16 protein-coding genes are annotated in these 15,400 nt (G+C 69.8%); 3 read left to right on the top strand and 13 right to left on the bottom strand.

What is annotated here, in order from left to right; translation table 11 throughout:
• The 5 genes from ASG51_RS24760 to tesB all read right to left on the bottom strand — a co-directional run.
• Positions 1-359, bottom strand: a 359-nt coding sequence (locus tag ASG51_RS24760) for an FtsK/SpoIIIE domain-containing protein (protein ID WP_347379759.1), incomplete at its 3' end; no start/stop codon positions are given.
• Positions 360-411: 52 nt separating this feature from the next.
• Positions 412-2,537 (bottom strand): DNA translocase FtsK (locus ASG51_RS14800; RefSeq protein ID WP_156389729.1); only part of this gene is annotated, 2,126 nt, incomplete at its 3' end.
• A 313-nt stretch (positions 2,538-2,850) separates the two neighbouring features.
• Positions 2,851-4,356, bottom strand: coding sequence for an ammonium transporter (locus ASG51_RS14795; RefSeq protein ID WP_056212514.1), 1,506 nt, complete (start codon positions 4,354-4,356; stop codon positions 2,851-2,853).
• 91 nt (positions 4,357-4,447) lie between these two features.
• Positions 4,448-4,786, bottom strand: a complete 339-nt coding sequence (locus ASG51_RS14790) for a P-II family nitrogen regulator (protein ID WP_055948310.1) — start codon at positions 4,784-4,786, stop codon at positions 4,448-4,450.
• A gap of 342 nt (positions 4,787-5,128) precedes the next feature.
• Positions 5,129-6,007, bottom strand: coding sequence for an acyl-CoA thioesterase II (gene tesB / locus ASG51_RS14785; RefSeq protein WP_056381561.1), 879 nt, complete (start codon positions 6,005-6,007; stop codon positions 5,129-5,131).
• 261 nt (positions 6,008-6,268) lie between these two features.
• On the opposite strand from tesB, the gene ASG51_RS14780 reads away from it, so the two are divergent.
• The gene (locus ASG51_RS14780) at positions 6,269-7,525 is read left to right on the top strand and encodes an FAD-dependent monooxygenase (RefSeq protein ID WP_056381559.1); all 1,257 of its coding nucleotides are present in this window, start codon (positions 6,269-6,271) and stop codon (positions 7,523-7,525) included.
• An 82-nt stretch (positions 7,526-7,607) separates the two neighbouring features.
• Here the strand turns inward: ASG51_RS14780 and ppa are convergent, their stop codons facing one another.
• The 3 genes from ppa to ASG51_RS14765 all read right to left on the bottom strand — a co-directional run bounded on the left by ppa (position 7,608) and on the right by ASG51_RS14765 (position 9,192).
• Positions 7,608-8,156: an inorganic diphosphatase gene (gene ppa / locus ASG51_RS14775; protein ID WP_056270831.1), complete on the bottom strand. Its 549-nt coding sequence runs from the start codon at positions 8,154-8,156 to the stop codon at positions 7,608-7,610.
• A gap of 124 nt (positions 8,157-8,280) precedes the next feature.
• Positions 8,281-8,610 (bottom strand): hypothetical protein, encoded by a 330-nt coding sequence (locus tag ASG51_RS14770; protein ID WP_056381557.1) that lies wholly within the window; start codon positions 8,608-8,610, stop codon positions 8,281-8,283.
• Positions 8,611-8,685: 75 nt separating this feature from the next.
• Positions 8,686-9,192: a GNAT family N-acetyltransferase gene (locus tag ASG51_RS14765; RefSeq protein WP_056270834.1), complete on the bottom strand. Its 507-nt coding sequence runs from the start codon at positions 9,190-9,192 to the stop codon at positions 8,686-8,688.
• 214 nt (positions 9,193-9,406) lie between these two features.
• On the opposite strand from ASG51_RS14765, the gene ASG51_RS14760 reads away from it, so the two are divergent.
• Positions 9,407-10,132, top strand: coding sequence for a tyrosine-protein phosphatase (locus tag ASG51_RS14760; RefSeq protein ID WP_056381555.1), 726 nt, complete (start codon positions 9,407-9,409; stop codon positions 10,130-10,132).
• Positions 10,133-10,217: 85 nt separating this feature from the next.
• Here the strand turns inward: ASG51_RS14760 and ASG51_RS24220 are convergent, their stop codons facing one another.
• From ASG51_RS24220 to ASG51_RS14740, 5 genes are all read right to left on the bottom strand, one after another.
• On the bottom strand, positions 10,218-10,376 hold the full coding sequence (locus ASG51_RS24220; RefSeq protein WP_156389716.1) for a hypothetical protein: 159 nt from the start codon (positions 10,374-10,376) through the stop codon (positions 10,218-10,220).
• 234 nt (positions 10,377-10,610) lie between these two features.
• Positions 10,611-10,811, bottom strand: a complete 201-nt coding sequence (locus tag ASG51_RS14755) for a hypothetical protein (protein WP_056381622.1) — start codon at positions 10,809-10,811, stop codon at positions 10,611-10,613.
• A 116-nt stretch (positions 10,812-10,927) separates the two neighbouring features.
• On the bottom strand, positions 10,928-12,214 hold the full coding sequence (gene oxlT / locus ASG51_RS14750; RefSeq protein WP_056381620.1) for an oxalate/formate MFS antiporter: 1,287 nt from the start codon (positions 12,212-12,214) through the stop codon (positions 10,928-10,930).
• 304 nt (positions 12,215-12,518) lie between these two features.
• Positions 12,519-13,376, bottom strand: coding sequence for a prephenate dehydratase (locus ASG51_RS14745; RefSeq protein WP_056212528.1), 858 nt, complete (start codon positions 13,374-13,376; stop codon positions 12,519-12,521).
• Between the two features lie 24 nt (positions 13,377-13,400).
• Complete coding sequence (locus ASG51_RS14740) at positions 13,401-14,144, bottom strand: 3-deoxy-manno-octulosonate cytidylyltransferase (RefSeq protein WP_056381552.1); 744 nt, start codon at positions 14,142-14,144, stop codon at positions 13,401-13,403.
• Between the two features lie 315 nt (positions 14,145-14,459).
• On the opposite strand from ASG51_RS14740, the gene ASG51_RS23500 reads away from it, so the two are divergent.
• Positions 14,460-15,338, top strand: a complete 879-nt coding sequence (locus ASG51_RS23500) for a cytochrome c family protein (protein WP_082514013.1) — start codon at positions 14,460-14,462, stop codon at positions 15,336-15,338.
• Positions 15,339-15,400: the final 62 nt, after the last annotated feature.

Below are 15,400 nucleotides of genomic sequence, written 5' to 3'. Positions count from 1 at the left end.
GCCGTGACGGCCTCGAGGTAGGAGGGTCGGCCCTGGCGCTTGAGGTGGGCGACCACGCTCTCGACCTCCGCATCGGAGCAGAACGGCCCGTGCACGCGCGTCGTGCGCCCGCCGCCGGCCATGAACAGCATGTCGCCCTGGCCCAGCAGCTGCTCGGCGCCCATCTCGCCCAGGATCGTGCGGCTGTCGATCTTGCTCGTCACCTGGAAGGAGATCCGGGTCGGGAAGTTGGCCTTGATCGTGCCCGTGATCACGTCGACCGAGGGACGCTGGGTCGCCATGATCAGGTGGATGCCCGCCGCCCGCGCCATCTGCGCCAGGCGCTGGATCGCCCCCTCGATGTCCTTGCCCGCCACCATCATCAGGTCGGCCATCTCGTCGACCACGATCACGATGTAGGGCAGCGCCGANAGCATCGTCTTCTCCTTCGCGATGATCTGGTGGATGCCCGCCGCCCGCGCCATCTGCGCCAGGCGCTGGATCGCCCCCTCGATGTCCTTGCCCGCCACCATCATCAGGTCGGCCATCTCGTCGACCACGATCACGATGTAGGGCAGCGCCGAAAGGTCCATCTCCTCCGTCTCGTAGACGGCCTCTCCGGTCTGCCGGTCGAAGCCCGTCTGCACGGTCCGGGTCAAGATCTCGCCGCGCCCGCGCGCCTCGGCGAGGCGTGCGTTGAAGCCGTCGATGTTGCGCACACCGACCTTCGACATCTTCTTGTAGCGTTCCTCCATCTCGCGCACGGCCCATTTGAGGGCGATGACCGCCTTCTTCGGGTCCGTGACCACGGGCGAGAGCAGGTGCGGGATGCCGTCGTAGACGGAGAGCTCCAGCATCTTCGGGTCGACCATGATCAGGCGACACTCCTCCGGCTTCATCCGGTAGAGGAGCGACAGGATCATGGTGTTGATGGCCACGGACTTGCCCGAGCCCGTGGTGCCGGCCACCAGCAGGTGGGGCATCTTGGCCAGATCCGCGATGATCGGCTCGCCGCCGATGTTCTTGCCCAGGCACAGGGCAAGGCTCTGCTTGGTCTCGGCGAAATCGGCGGAGGCCAGCAATTCGCGCAAGTACACCGTCTCGCGCCGGGCGTTCGGCAGCTCGATGCCGATGGCGTTGCGGCCGGGGACCACGGCGACGCGGGCGGAGACCGCCGACATCGAGCGGGCGATGTCGTCGGCGAGCGAGATCACGCGGCTCGACTTGGTGCCAGGCGCCGGCTCCAGCTCGTAGAGGGTGACGACGGGTCCGGGACGCACGGCCAGGATGTCGCCGCGCACGCCGAAGTCGCTGAGGGTCGCCTCCAGCAGGGTGGCGTTCTGCTCCAGGGCCTCCGACGAGATCTGGCTCGAGGCGGGCAGGCGCGGCGCGTCGGCGAGAAGCTCCAGAGCGGGATGCCGGTAGTTCTCGGCATTCAGGGGTTGGGGCGGAGCCGCGCGACGGGCGGCGGCCGGGACGGGCGGCGGGGCCGCGGGCGCCACCCGGGAGCGCGCCGGCGCGGCGGCCTCGACGGGCGCGGCCTCGACCTCGTCCGTGTCGTCGGCCTCCTCGTCGCCGTGATGCACGGGCACCGGAGGGCGCCGGGACGCGGACGGCGCCTGCGGCGGCGCGTCGAAGACCGGCTCGCGCCGGCCGTCCGACGGGGCCACCCGGGCATCGGGGGCGTGGGTCGCCCAGGGGGCGTCCTCAGGGGCCGCGAAGGCGCGCTGCGCGGCGAGGGCCGGCGAGGCGCCCGCATAGGCGAGCGCTGTGGCCGCGGCCGCGCGCTCGGCGCGCCAATCGGCGATGCGCGCCACCAGGGCCGTGCGCCCGCCCATCAGGGCCTGCGCCATCGCCCCGAGGGAGACGATGCCCAGGCTCGGCTCGTCGTCCTCGTAGCGTCCGTCCTGGCTGGCGTCGGGCCGGCCGCGCGCGGGCTGGCGCACGGGGGCCGGCGGCGCGTCGTAAGCGTCGAGATCCTCCGCATCGAGCTCGCCGACCCGGCAGGCCCCCGTGAGGCACAGGATCGCGACGCCGGCGAAGAGGAAGCCCGCGAAGGCGCGGAACGGGGTCGCCACGATCCCGAGCATCGTGCGGGCGGCATGCATCAGCGCGTCGCCGGCGACGCCGCCGAGGCCGGTGGGCAGGGGCCAGCGCGCCGTCGAGGGCAGCGCGCTCGCCACCGCGCTCGCGGCGAAGAATCCGATGATCCACAGGGTCAGGCGCAGGCCGCCCCGGGGCAGCGCCCGCGTGCGCATCAACTGGATGCCCCAGAGCGCCGGGGGCAGCACGAAGGCCAGGGAGCCGAGCCCCAGGAGCTGCATCGCCAGGTCCGAGACCACGGCGCCGCCGGTGCCCAGGACGTTGTGGGCCGGGTGGTCGGTGGCGTGGTTGAGGCTCGGATCGTCGATCGACCACGTCGCCAGGGCGACCGTCAGCGCGGTGGCACCGGCAAACAGCACGAGACCGCCCAACTCCGTCATTCGCTTGGCCAGGAACGGGCGAAAGCTGTCGACGAAAGTATCGTAGGGCGATGCGGAACGGCGAAGCGAGCGCATGCGGTACCAGACACGATGGGGAACTGTCCGGCGACGGTAGCGCCGCCGGAGTTAACGGCTGGCTAAGGTTGAGACTTCCCTGCGCGCACCGTTGCAATGCCGTCCTTCCCTGGGTCGCTCCGGCATCGAGTCATTCCGGTGCGGTGGGCGCTTCGCAGGCAGGTGGCGCGCGACCGGGCAGGTCCCGTCTCACGGCCCCGTGAGGCCGCGGGACGCCTGCGCAGAGCCCGCTCGACCGGGGGGCCGGAACGAGAAAGGCCCCGGTCGCGGGGACCGGGGCCTTTCCGTCCGACGCCCGGGGGCGTCGTATGGCTCAGTAGTTGTAGGCGCGCTCGCCGTGATCGGCGATGTCGAGGCCCTCGCGCTCCTCGTCCTGGGTGACGCGCAGGCCGATGGTGAGATCGACGAGCTTGTACAGGATGGCGGAGCCGACACCCGACCAGACGATGGTGAAGCCGACGGCCTTGATCTGGCTCATCAGGGCGGCGCTGGTCTCGTAGGCGCCGACCGCGAGTTCACCGGGCTTGGAGGTGTAGTCGGGCAGGCCGACGCCGCCGAAGTCCGGGTTCACGAGCAGGCCCGTGGCGATGGCGCCCAGGATGCCGCCGATGCAGTGGACGCCGAACACGTCGAGGGAGTCGTCGTAGCCGAGGGCGTTCTTCACCGTGGAGCACATGATGAAGCAGACCGCGCCGGCGACGAGGCCGAGGATGATCGAGCCCATCGGGCCGGCGAAGCCGGCGGCCGGGGTGACGGCCACGAGGCCGGCGATGGCGCCCGACAGCATGCCGAGGAGGGACGGCTTGCCCTTCAGCATCCACTCCACGAACAGCCAGGAGAGGGCTGCGGCGGCGGTGGCCACGAAGGTGTTGAGCATGGCCATGGCGGCGGTGCCGTTGGACTCGAGGTTCGAGCCGGCGTTGAAGCCGAACCAACCCACCCAGAGGAGCGAGGCGCCGATCGCCGTCATGGTCAGGGAGTGCGGGGCGAGCAGGTCACGGCCGTAGCCGATGCGCTTGCCGAGCATGAGGCAGCCGACGAATCCCGCGATCCCGGCGTTGATGTGCACCACGGTGCCGCCGGCGAAGTCGAGGGCGCCCCACTTGAAGAGCAGGCCGGCATCGGCATTCACCGCGTCGAGGGCCGCCTGGGCGGTCGCCTTCGAGGCGTCGTCGGTGGCGGCGGCCAGCGCCTTGGCGGCGTTGCCGACCGCGTCCGGGCCACCCCAGTACCAGACCATGTGCGCCATCGGGAAGTAGATCAGCGTGGTCCAGAGGATCATGAACACGACCAGGGCCGAGAACTTCATCCGCTCGGCGAAGGCGCCGACGATGAGGGCCGGGGTGATCATCGCGAACGTCATCTGGAAGCAGATGTAGACGTATTCGGGGATCACGACGCCGTTCGAGAAGGTGGCGACGGTGGAGTTCGCGTCGATGCCCTTCAGGAAGGCCTTGGACAGGCCGCCGACGAAGTCGTTGAGGCCGCCGCCGTTGGTGAAGGCAAGGCTGTAGCCGAAGATCACGAACAGCAGGCAGGAGATGCAGGCGATGGCGAAGACCTGCGTCAGGACGGAGAGCATGTTCTTGGTGCGAACGAGGCCGCCGTAGAACAGGGCGAGGCCGGGCACAACCATCAGCAGCACCAGGGCGCTGGAGATGAGCATCCAGGCGGTGTCGCCCTTGTTCGGGACGGGCGCGGCGCTCGCGGCGGCCGTCACGGCCTCCGCCGTGGGCGTCTGCGCAAGGGATGGCTCGATGAACAGGAGTGCCAGCGCGGCACCCCCCAGCCCGAGCGCCAGGGCATTGCGAAGCTTCATGGAAACGAGACTCCCGATCGCGGTGCGATGTTGATGTGAAGGGGACGTGTCAGGGGCGCCCGGACGCGATCGTCCGGACAGGCGGGTCGCCTCAGAGGGCGTCGACGTCGGTCTCGCCGGTGCGGATGCGGACGGCCTTCTCGAGGGGCACGACGAAGATCTTGCCGTCGCCGATCTGGCCCGTGCGGGCGGCGGCCGCGATCGCGTCGATCACGCTCGCGACCAGGTCGGAGGCCACGGCCACCTCGATCTTGAGCTTGGGCAGGAAGCTCACGGCGTACTCGGCGCCCCGGTAGATCTCGGTGTGGCCCTTCTGGCGTCCGTAGCCTTTCACCTCGGTCACGGTCAGGCCGTGGACGCCGATGCCGGTCAGAGCGTCGCGGACCTCCTCCAGCTTGAACGGCTTGATGATGGCCATCACGATTTTCATGGGCGACGCCCCCTTAAGCTACGAGTTGAGTTCGACGAGGTGAACCGAGTGGACAGACACATGCGCGCGTGGAGGCCACCGGCCGGCGCACGCAAGCGTCGCGACACGATCGGACCGGCCGGTGCGCCCGGGCCGCTTCCGACCCGTTCACCCGCACCCATATTCAAGGACTATGCCAACGGAACTTTTTTGCCGAACCCACATCTGCCCAAGAAGTATCCGGTCACTGACTCATGACGCGGCGTTTCAACGGCCAAGTTTGCCCGCAGATTAGGCACAGAGCCGACCAGGCAGGCAATTCGTGCACGGCGCAGGCGTTTTTCGCCGGTTGCGCCGAGCCTGTCAGGCCTCGGCGCGGCGCGGCCGGATCATGCCTTCCTGGGCCACGGACGCCACGAGGGTGCCGTCGCGCGTGAAGATCTGACCGCGCGCGAAGCCCCGGGCCCCGTCGGCGCTCGGGGTGTCCTGGGCGTAGAGCAGCCAGTCGTCGGCCCGGAACGGCCGGTGGAACCAGAGGGCGTGGTCGAGGCTCGCCGACTGGATCTCCGGGTCGAACACGGTCTGGCCGTGCGGGATCAGGGTGGCGTCGAGGAGCGTCATGTCAGAGGCGTAGGCGAGGACGGCGCGGTGGATCGCCGGATCGTCGGGCAGGCGGTCGACGGCGCGCATCCAGACGTGGAAGCGCGGCTCCCGCGGCGCCCGGCGCAGGTAGCGCTCGATCTCGACGGGCCGCAGCTCGATGGGCCGGCGCCGGCCGAAATAGGAGAGGATCGGCGCCGGGATCGCGAGCCCGCGCCGGGCGGCGTCGGCGGTGGCGGCAGGCGCCTCCGGCACCTCCTCCGGGGGAGCCACGTCCGGCATGGTCGCCTGATGGGTCGCGCCCGCCTCCGCGTCATGGAAGGAGACCGACATCGCGAAGATCGCCCGGCCGTGCTGGTGCGCGACGACGCGGCGGGTGGTAAAGCTGCGGCCGTCGCGGATGCGCTCCACCGCGTAGTCGATGGGGGCCTTCGGATCGCCGCCGAGGAGGAAGTAGGCGTGGAGCGAGTGCGGCGGCCGGGTCTCCGGCACCGTACGGGTCGCCGCCACCAGCGCCTGCGCCACGACCTGCCCGCCGAAGACCCGGAACCAGCCCGTCTGCAGGCTCTCGCCCCGGTAGAGATCCGGCTCCAGGCTCTTCAGGTCGAGGATGTCGAGGAGTTCGGTGACGATGCCGGTCATGCCGCTTCCCTGGTCGCCCGGCAATCCGCGAGCCGGGTGGGCGCCGCGGCGCCACGGGCGATCCTTCACATGTGAACCATTCCGATGGCAAGGATCGGATCGCAAGGATCGGATCGCGAGGATCGGATGGCACGGCTTCGGGCCAATTTCGGCGACCGGCCCCAGCGACGATGGCGCGGGCCCGATCCCTGACGCCGCGCGTTGCCCCCGGCGCCGGGGAATGGCACTCCCTCCCTGGCAGCGAGGGCGGCGGGGATCGGCATGGACGGATCGGAGAAGCGCGGAAACCGGCGCAGCGTGGTCATCGCCGGCGCCGGCATTCCCGGCCTGACGCTCGCCCTTGCGCTGGCCCAGGCCAACGGCCCGGCCTTGACGGTCACGGTCTGCGATCCCGCTCTGAGCGCCGGGGCGGCGCGCCATGCCGGGCGAGCCTACGCGGTGGCGGCCGGCGGCCGGCGCATGTTCGCGCGCCTCGGCATCTGGGATGCGGTGCAGGGGGCGGCGCAGCCGATCCACGACATGGTGGTGAGCGACAGCCGCCTGTCGGACCCGGTGCGCCCGGTCTTCCTCACCTTCGCGCAGGAGGCGGAGGCCGGCGCGCCCTTCGCCCATATGGTCGAGGCCGAGCCCCTCGTGGCCGCGTTGCTCGCGGCGGCCGAGGCGGCCGGGGTGCTCTTCGAACCCACCGGCCTTCTCCAGGCCACGCCCGCCGGCGGCACCACCCGCATCGCGCTTGCCGACGGACGCGTGCTGGAGGCCGCGCTCCTGGTCGCCGCGGACGGGGCGCGCTCGCGCCTGCGCGAGGCCGCGAAGATCGGCTGGGTCGGCTGGTCCTATCCGCAGATGGGGCTCGTCGCCACGATCGGGCACGAACGCGACCATGCGGGCCGGGCCTACGAGCACTTCCTGCCCAGCGGCCCCTTCGCCATCCTGCCCCTGGTGGACGGGGGCGCCCTCGGGCACCGCTCGTCCATCGTGTGGACGGAGCGATCGGCCGACGTGCCGGCCCTGACCGGAGGCGGCCCCGACGAGACCCTGGCGGAGATCGAGCGCCGATTCGGCCTCAACCTCGGGCGCCTGGCGCTAGAGCGGGGCCCGAGCGCGCATCCCCTCGCCTTCGGCATGGCCCGCAGCTTCCGGGGCGAGCGCCTGGCGCTCCTGGGCGATGCCGCGCACGTCATCCACCCGATCGCCGGCCAGGGCCTGAACCTGGGCCTCGCCGGCGCGGCGGTCCTGGCGGAAGCGGTCACCGACGCGCTCCGCCTCGGTCTTGATCCGGGAAGCCCGGACGTGCTCAAGCGCTACGAGCGGGCGCGCCGCTTCGACACCGTCGCGATGGGGGCCGTGACGGACGGGCTCAACCGCCTCTTCTCCAACGACGTGACGCCGCTGCGCCTCGCCCGCGATTTCGGCCTCGGCCTCGTCGACCGGCTTCCCGGCTTGAAGCGGCTGTTCATCGGCGAGGCGGCCGCCGCGCGCGGACCGCAGCCCCGGCTGATGCGCGGCGAGGCGCTCTGAAACGCGAAACGGCGGCCCCTTCCGCCAGGAAGGGACCGCCGCACTGCGAATTCACCGCCTCGAAGAACGACTCGCCCGAGCTTTACTTACCCTTGGCGGCCTTGTTGGCCTTCTCGCGCTCGATGCCCTCGAGGATCAGGCGGTGCGCCTCGTCCTTGCCGCCCCAGCGCTTGATCTTGACCCACTTGCCGGGCTCGAGATCCTTGTAGTGCTCGAAGAAGTGCTGGATCTGGTGGATCGTGATGTCGGGAAGGTCGGTGTAGTTCTCGATCCGATCGTAGCGCATGGTCAGGTGGCGCGACGGCACAGCGATGATCTTCTCGTCCTCGCCGGAATTGTCCTCCATCACGAGGACGCCGATCGGACGGGCGCTGATGATGGCGCCGGGGGCGATGGCGCGAGTGTTGGCCACCAGCACGTCGCAGGGATCGCCGTCGCCCGACAGGGTGTGCGGGATGAAGCCGTAATTGCCTGGGTAGTGCATCGCCGTATAGAGGAAGCGGTCGACCACCAGGGCGCCGGCCTCCTTGTCCATCTCGTACTTGATCGGGTCGCCACCGATCGGTACCTCGATGATGACGTTCACGTCGTCAGGCGGATTCTTGCCGATCGAGACCGCGTCGATGATCATATGTGTGCTCCCGCAAGCAGGGGCATTCCGGCCCCGTTGCCGGGTGTCTTAAGGCCCTTCCGCCGCGAAGGAAATCGTACCGTGCGGCGGGCGGCGACGTTTGCACGAAATTGTCGGGCGCGTTTCAGGGCCGGTCCGAAGGACCGAAGCGCCGGCGCCAGGCCGCGGCGAGGCGCTGGACCACGCGCTCGATCCAGCGGGCCGCGTGCTCCAGGGGAACCTTCAGGGCGGGCACGTCCTGGCTCAAGAGGGCGAGACCCAGGGGCAGCATCCACAGGCCGAGGATCGGCAGGATCGAGAAGATGCCGCCCAGGATGAAGAGGATCGCCGCCAGGAGACGGACCCAGATCCGCGACGGCTCGCGCAGCCAGTCCACGGCGCGGCGCATGCGGTCCGGCAGCTTCGCGCTGAGGTCCGTGACCCGCCTGTCCCAATCCGCCGCCGTCACGCTCATCCGTCGTCCCGCTCGCTCGCCCGAGGATCCGACTTGCCGAGCCGGACCGCAGGAGCGGCGCAGGCTTCGGTGAAGTCAGCTGAATCGGAAACCGACCTTGGGCAGAACCGTTCCGGCCATCCGGTCGACGGCCTGGCCGATCGCGATGCCGCCGAGCCCGGCATAGAAGGCGCAGGCCCGCTCGTTCCCTTCGAGCGCCCAGACCCCGACCCGGGTCAGGCCGTGGTCGGCCAGGTCGTTGGAAACCGCCCGGAACAGGCGGCGGCCGAGCCCGAGACCCTGGTAGGCCGGGCGGATGTAGAGTTCGTCGATCTCGCCGGGTGCCTGCAGGATGCGGCCCCGCGCCGGTCCGTAGACCGCGTAGCCGACGATGGTGCTCGCCTGCTCGACCACCACGAGGGGTCGACTGCGCTGGGTGGCCCCGAGCCACCACTGCGAACTGCGCTGCGCGATCATCCGCTCCAGGGCGACCCCGGGGATGATCCCCCGGTAGGCCTCGCGCCAGGTCTCGTCGAACAGGTCCGCCAGGGGGTCGGCGTCGGCCGGACGGGCGCGGCGGATGCTGGTGGTGCTCGTTCGCATGACGGATCCCCGCGCTCGATGAAGACGATGGACGGTTCGCAATCGGTGTCGACCACCGCATCGGAGGCGACGATCCGGGCGAAGACAAGGCGACGGGGACCAACGCAAGGTCGATGCCGGTCGCTCCCCGCTCTCCACAGCGCGTTTGCCGCGGCCGCCGCGCACTGGTAGATCAGCCCCTCCCCGTCCCCGACAGAGCGGCCCCACCGTCCCCGTGTTCAACCGTTTCCTCTCGTACGAGACCCGCTACGCCCGGCGCATGGCGCGGATCGCGCGCTTCGAGCGCCCGATCGCCGGCCCGGTCTCGCGGGCCAAGGCCTGGGCGAACATGCTGCTGGTGGATCACGGGGTGTTCCGCCTCGCCTACCTGAATCGCCACCGGATCGGCGCGGGCAAGCTGTGGCGCTCCGCCCAACCGACGCCGCACCAGCTGGCCTGGTTCAAGCGCCAGGGGGTCCGCACCGTGATCTCCCTGCGCGGCGGGCGCGAGCACGGCTCCTGGCCGCTCCAGCGCGAGGCCTGCGAGCAGCAGGGCCTGACCCTGGTGGAGTTCGTGCTGCGCTCGCGGGAGGCGCCCTCGCGGGAGACCATCCTGGCCGCCAAGGCGTTCTTCGACGGGGTCGCGTACCCGGCGATGATGCACTGCAAGTCGGGCGCGGACCGCGCCGGCCTCGCGGCAGCGCTCTACCTCATCCTGCACGAGGGCCTGCCGGTGTCGGAGGCCATGGGCCAGCTCTCAGCCCGCTACGGCCATTTCCGGTTCGCCAAGACCGGGATCCTCGACGCGTTCTTCGCGCTCTACCGCCGGGAGGGCGAGCCCAAGGGCCTGGATTTCCTGACCTGGGTCGAGACCGAATACGATCCCGAGGCGCTGAAGCGCTCGTTCCGCCCCGGCTTCTGGTCCGACCTCGTGGTGGACCGGATCATCAAGCGCGAATAGCCGGGCACGAAAAACCCGCCGCGGCCGGGCCGGGCGGGCTTTTCATGGACCGTTCGCCAGGGCGTGGACGCCCGGCGGAATCGCCTCAGGCGGCGAGGCGGATCGTCGACGGGGCGTTCTCGTTGCTAGCGATGAAGCGGCCAGAATTGGAAAGCGGGCCGTTGTTCGGCGTTAGGAGGTTCGCGGCCACGAAGACCAGCGAGACGTTGAGAGCGACGGCGGCGAGGACGAGAAGAGCGATCATCGGTGGTGTTCCAGGGCGATTGCGTTACACCTGATATGGCACCGCACCATTTCCGTTGGTATACTGAATTCTACACACCACTCATGCCGTCGACGCAGGGCTGGGGGCGGCCCTCCGTCTCAAGGACCGTTGCCCCGCGACGTCCGCATCGCTCGATCGTCCATCCTGCAGGGCTGACCGGATTCCCGTGCGAAGACGCTTGTCTCGGTCGCGATGGATTTCGCGACGCAGCAATCAGTTGACGGACAGGCTTTCGAGATCCGTGGCGAAGGACGAGACATCGCTCGGACTTTCGCCGGTGAGGATGATCAGCGTCAGGATTAGGCCCACCGCACCGAGATACACGACTGCAAAGAGATCCTGGTCGTCGCGACCGGCCAGGACGATGCCGGCGAACGGGAGCGTCTGGAGGGTGAGTGCCGCCGCAATGTTCATGGACAACCTCGGTTCCGGGACGGCCTCGACCTCGATCCGACCGTCGGTTCGATCCATCGCCCGATCGGCACGCATTCGGCCGATCGGACGTCGACGCCCGCGGGACGGCCCGCGCGTCAGGCGGCCTGGGCAGGCCGGGCCGCGACGGGAATCGCGACGGTCTCGTCGTTCAGGTAGCGCAGGCGCAGGGGCTTGAGCACGAACATCGCCAGGATCGCCGCCACGACGTTGAGGCCGATGATGATCGAAAACACCGCCGACCAGCCGTACTTGGCCGAGATGACGCTGGCGATCGGCACCAGGAACGCGGCGGAGCCCTTCGCGGTGTAGAGCAGGCCGGCATTCGTCGTGGCGAACTTCGAACCGAAGGTGTCGCCGCAGGTCGCCGGGAACAGCGAGTAGATCTCGCCGAAGACGCCGAAATACACCGCCGTGGCGAACACGAAGACCAGCGGATACGTGCCGTAGGTCAGGAGGGTGATGATCGCCAGGGCGGCGATCGAGAAGGCGATGAACATGGTGTTCTCGCGCCCGAGATTGTCGGAGACGAAGCCGAAGAACGGGCGTCCGAAGCCGTCAAAGATGCGGTCGAGGGAGATCGCGAAGGTGAGCGCTGCCATCTGCAGTCCAAACAGGCTGACGGGGACGTCCGCGACCTTGAAGTCGTGGGCGATCGGCGCGATCTGCGCGGCCGCCATCAGCCCGCCGGAGGCGACCATCACGAAGATCACGTACATCAGCCAGAAGACGGGGGTGCGCACCACCTCGCGCGGCGTGCGATCGACCTTGGCCTGCGGCAGGCGCAGGGTCTTGCGCTGGACCGGCACGGCCTGGGACGGCTTGCGCAGGAAGAACGAGAGGAGGACCACGATGGCCCCCTGACCCAGTCCGAAGAACAGGAACGCATCCTGGTAGCCGCCGGTGGCGATCATCTTGGCGATCGGGACCACCGTGACGGCCGCGCCCGCACCGAAGCCGGCCGCGGTGGCGCCGGCGGCGAGGCCGCGGCGATGCGGGAACCACTTCAGGGCGTTGCCGACGCAGGTGCCGTAGACGGACCCGGCGCCGATGCCGCCGATGACGGCCGCCGCATAGAGCAGAAAGAGGGAATCGGCGTGGGCGTTCAGGAACCACGCCAGGGCGATCATGATGCCGCCGAAGCAGACCACGATGCGCGGGCCGTAGCGGTCGACGAACCAGGCTTCGACCGGCACCAGCCAGGTCTCGGTGGCCACGAAGATGGTGAACGCGAACTGAATCGCCGCGCGGCCCCAGTGAAACTTGGTGTCGATGGGGTCGACGAACAGAGTCCACCCGTACTGGAGGTTGGCGATCATCGCCATGCAGAGCACGCCGAAGGCGAGTTGCCACCACTTGGCGGACGGTGAGTCCTGACGTTCCATCCCGAATTCCTTCTCGATCGGATTGTTCGCCCCGATCCTGCCAGCATGCATCAAATTTCTTTGTATGCAATATACCAGGGAATGAAATGTCGGTTCGGACGTGCGACGGTGACCGGACCCCGCGCGGAGGCTGGCGCCGTGTATCATCGTGCCGGTTGTGGAAGGATGCCCATGGGTCGGCTGCCGCACACCGAACGCGCAGCCCAGGCCCGCGGAACGGCCACGAGGGCCATCCGCCGCGGCATGGCGGCGGCCGGCCCCGGTGCGATCCTGCCCTTGCCGAGGGAGCGACGGGGCGGAGCCCCTATTCCGCGGCGATGCGGCTCGCCTCACGGTAGGGATGCGCCGGGTAGGTCCCGATGATCCGCAATTCGCGCGAGAAGTATCCGAGTTCGGCCAGCGCCCGCGATAGGCCCGGCTCCTCCGGATGGCCATCCACCTCGGCGTAGAACTGGGTCGCGACGAACTGGCCGTCGACCATGTAGCTCTCGAGTTTCGACATGTTCACGCCGTTCGTCGCGAAGCCGCCCAGCGCCTTGTAGAGGGCCGCCGGAATGTTGCGGACCCGGAACACGAAGCTCGTGACCATCGGGCCGGCCTCGGGCGAGACCGGCTCGGGCTCGGGCGAGAACACGACGAAGCGGGTGGTGTTGTGGCTCTCGTCCTCGACGTCGTGCTCCAGGATGTCGAGGCCGTAGACCTCGGCCGCCAGCGCGGGGGCGAGAGCGCCGCGCGTGGGATCGCCCGCCTCCGCCACCTCGCGGGCGGCGCCCGCCGTGTCCCCGGCCACGATGGGGCGGACGCCGAGACGCCGGATGATCTTGCGGCACTGCCCGAGAGCGTGGACGTGGCTGTGCACCGTCCGAATCTGCGCCACGGACGTGCCGGGCAAGACCATCAGCTGGAAATGGATCGGCAGGAAGTGCTCGGCGACGATATGCAGGCCCGAGGTCGGGATCAGGTGGTGGATGTCCGCCACCCGGCCGGCGATCGAGTTCTCGATGGGTATCATCGCCCGCGTCGCGCGGCCCTCCTTCACGGCCGCGAAGGCGTCCTCGAAAGTCGGGCACGGCAGCGGGGTCCAGTCCGGATAGGCCTGGGCGCAGATGATGTGGGAGTTCGCGCCGGGCTCGCCCTGGTAGGAGACGATGTGTTGGGGCATGCGGGCTGGTCTTTCCGGGGCGCTTCAGTTCAGGCGGCGGGCCGACAGGATGGCGCGGGCGCGCGCAAGGTCGGCGGGGGTGTCGACACCCAGAGGCAGGTCGTCGACGACGATGGCGTCGATGCGCATCCCGGCCTCGAGGGCGCGGAGCTGCTCCAGCCTCTCGCGGGTCTCGAGCTCGCCGGGCGGCAGGGCCATGAAGCGGGCGAGCGCCTTCCGGCGATAGGCATAGAGGCCGATGTGATGGTAGAGCGGCCCCTCCCCCCAGGGCGCCTCGGCGCGGGTGAAGTAAAGCGCGCGCAGGCGGCGGGTGCCCACCGTGTGGCCGACGAGCTTGACCACGTTGGGATCACGCCGCTCGGAATCCTCGGTGATGATGGCGCAGAGCGTGGCGATGTCGACGGAGCGGTCGGCCAGCGGCAGGATCGCCGCGCCGATGATGCCCGGGTCGATGGTCGGTAAGTCGCCCTGGACATTGACCACCACGTCGTGGTTGCCCTGCGGATCGATGATCTCCAGGGCCTCGGCCAGACGATCCGATCCGGAGGGATGGTCGGCCCGGGTCAGGACCGCAAGGCCGCCCACGGCCTCGATGGTCTCGACGATGGCGGGCGTGTCGGTGGCCACCACCACGGGGCCGATGCCGGCCTCCACGGCGCGGCGCCAGACATGCACGATCATCGGCTCTCCGGCGAGATCGGCCATCGGCTTGTTGGGCAGGCGGGTCGCGGCCATGCGCGCGGGAATGAGGACGATGGGATCGGACATCGGTCTGGGCCCTGCTCCGGCTGGGGCCGGTGCTTACCAGCGGCGTCCCGGGTTGTCATGCTGGCGATGTGGCGCCGGGCCGGGAAAGCCGCGTCGGGCGAGGCGGGAACCGGATGCGCCCGCCCGCGTCTGAAGAAGTGAGGGATGGCGGCGACACCTGCCCGTCTGCGACTACGCGAAGCGTGACTCGGCCATTGTCAAGGTCGGGCTTCAGCGGCTAAGCACCCTCGACCGTTTCCAAAGTCCGGCACAGGTACGCGCTGGACTTCGCCCTGAATTCTCCCCCTCAGGCCGGCCGCACCGGAGTTGTCGAGAATGGACTCTTTCGAGCTGAACAAGGTCGCGGGTGCCGCGCTCGGCGCGCTGCTGTTCGCCGTGGGGTCGGGCTTCGTCGCCGAGCTGATCTATCATCCCAAGCCCGCGGGCAATGCGGGCTATGCCCTGCCCGAGCCGCAGCCGAAGGCTGCCGGTGGCGCCGCGCCCGAGGCGAAGGCCGAGCCCCTGCCGATCCGTTTGGCCAGCGCCACCGTCGAGAAGGGCCAGGCCGCGGCCAAGAAGTGCGCCTCCTGCCACAGCTTCGAGAAGGGCGGCCCGAACAAGGTCGGCCCCCATCTCTGGGGCGTCGTCGACCGCCAGCGCGCCCACGAGCCCGGCTTCGAGTACTCGGCCGCGCTCAAGGAGAAGGGCGGCACCTGGACCTACGACGAGCTCGACCACTTCCTGACCAACCCGAAGGGTTACGTCCCCGGGACCAAGATGGCCTTCGCGGGCATCACCTCGCCGACCGAGCGCGCCGACGTGATCCTATACCTGCACAGCCTCGCCGATACCCCGGCGCCGCTGCCGGCCGTGGAGAAGAAGGCCGAGGGCGACAAGCCGGCCGAGGCCCAACCGGCCGCCGCAAAGACCGGGGATGCCAAGCCGGCCGAGGCCAAGCCCGATCCCGTGTCGAAGCCCGCGGCAGAAGTGCGGCGTGAGCAGGCGCCGAAACCTGCGGACGCCTCCAAGTCGACCGAGGACCAGAAGCCGGAGGTCGCCAACCCGGCGACGGCCGCCAAGCCCACCGTCGCGGGCGAAGAGGCGAACAAGCCGGCATCCGTGAAGCCCGCCGACGATACCCCGGTCGGGGCAGCCCCCGCCGCGCCGCCCGCTCCGGCCGCAACCGTGCCGGCCGAGAAGCCGGCCGGGCAGTAAGACGCCTGTCTTCGCCGCGGACCGAGATGCTCTGAGCAAGATATCTGGAGAGTGACCAAGGC

It is taken from the genome of Methylobacterium sp. Leaf465 (assembly GCF_001424705.1).
Taxonomy (GTDB): Bacteria; Pseudomonadota; Alphaproteobacteria; order Rhizobiales; family Beijerinckiaceae; genus Methylobacterium.
The sequence above is the reverse complement of the archived record's forward strand: the minus strand, read 5'-3'. Positions and strand labels throughout refer to the sequence as shown.